Origin of the sequence: Escherichia sp. MOD1-EC6162 (assembly GCF_002965125.1) — a bacterium.
Classification (GTDB): Bacteria; Pseudomonadota; Gammaproteobacteria; order Enterobacterales; family Enterobacteriaceae; genus Escherichia; species Escherichia marmotae.
Genome location: NZ_PTSB01000073.1, coordinates 1 through 1,450, shown reverse-complemented (window position 1 = coordinate 1,450; position 1,450 = coordinate 1). Strand labels below are relative to the sequence as shown.

At 49.5% G+C, this 1,450-nt stretch carries 1 protein-coding gene; it reads left to right on the top strand.

Translation table 11 applies throughout. From position 1 onward, the window contains the following. Positions 1–153 precede the first annotated feature (153 nt). Complete coding sequence (locus A9587_RS24160) at positions 154–1,173, top strand: IS110 family transposase (protein WP_000878012.1); 1,020 nt, start codon at positions 154–156, stop codon at positions 1,171–1,173. The last annotated feature ends 277 nt before the right edge of the window (positions 1,174–1,450 follow it).

Below are 1,450 nucleotides of genomic sequence, written 5' to 3'. Positions count from 1 at the left end.
CAGTAAATGTAATGAACGCATCCCCAATCATCAAATCCGGAGCGCGGTGATGGATGGGGAGAATATCGGGAAGGTGTGGAACCTGGCAGATTTCCGGCATCATAGTGCCCAATACGGGATGCAGAAAGCTCCCTCAGACTGGAGACTCCACAAATGAAATATACACCGGTTGGCGTTGATATCGCAAAACATCTGATTCAGGTTCACTTCATTGATGAGAACACAGGTGACGTGGTGGATAAGCAACTTCGCAGAAGAGATTTTCTGGAATATTTCAGCAACCGGGAGTCATGTCTGATTGGTATGGAGGCCTGTGGAGGCTCTCAGCACTGGGCACGGGAACTGACAAAGCTGGGGCATAAAGTCCGGTTGTTGCAGGCCCGCTTCGTTAAGGCATTTGTCATGGGCAATAAGAATGACGTGATGGATGCACGGGCTATCTGGATGGCAGTTCAGCAGCCAGGTAAAGAAATCGCCGTCAAAACAGAAGAACAACAGTCAGTGCTGGTTTTGCACCGTTCCCGCAGACAATTGGTTAAGTTCCGCACCATGCAGATTAATTCTCTGCACGGCACGCTCCTGGAATTTGGTGAAACAATTCACAAAGGTCGGGCAGCAATGGAGCGGGAGTTCCCTGAAGCACTGGAGCGAATGAAAGAGAGATTGCCACCGTATCTCATTACTGTGCTGGAAAACCAGTACAACCGACTGAATGAGCTGGACTCACTGATAGAGGATATTGAAAAACAGCTTACCAGCGTGGCGAAACAGAATGAGACCTGTAAGCGGTTGCTGGATATTCCCGGCGTTGGGCCACTTATTGCGACGGCAGCTGTGGCCACCATGGGGGAAGCATCAGCGTTTAAATCAGGGCGAGAGTTCGCGGCTTATGTTGGTCTGGTGCCAAGACAGACTGGCTCAGGAGGGAAAATCCGCCTGCTGGGGATAAGCAAACGTGGTGATACATATCTGCGAACCCTGTTTATCCATGGCGCAAGGGCGGCAGCATTACTGACCAAAGAACCTGGTCTGTGGATAACCGAACTGAAAAAACGTCGTCCGGTCGGCGTGGCAACCGTCGCCATGGCAAACAAGCTGGCACGAACAGTGTGGGCAATAGCCGCACATGGACGTAAATACGATAAAGAATACGTCAGTATCAGGTCATATTAATCACTGATACCGATAAACGATGAATTCTTAATAAAAAGGCGAATGCTGAAAGGTTGCTCTGGCGACCAGTGTGATGACAAAGACAGGTAAGACCGGGACTCACTAAACCTGAATGGGGTTTTGGGCTTGAAGCCCGCGCAGTAAATGAGGTGTGAGTCAGCGAATTACATAGGGGCTCGCAGCTTTATGGCTGCAATAAAGCCGGATATAAAGCTGCAACCTACCGTCAATGTCAAAACAATGGAAGCTGTGCAAAACGGGATGCGTTCATATAAAT

What these genes read in the sequence shown, in the direction of transcription:
- A9587_RS24160 (WP_000878012.1), top strand. Translation starts at nt 154, where the DNA reads ATGAAATATACACCGGTTGGCGTTGATATCGCAAAACATCTGATTCAG.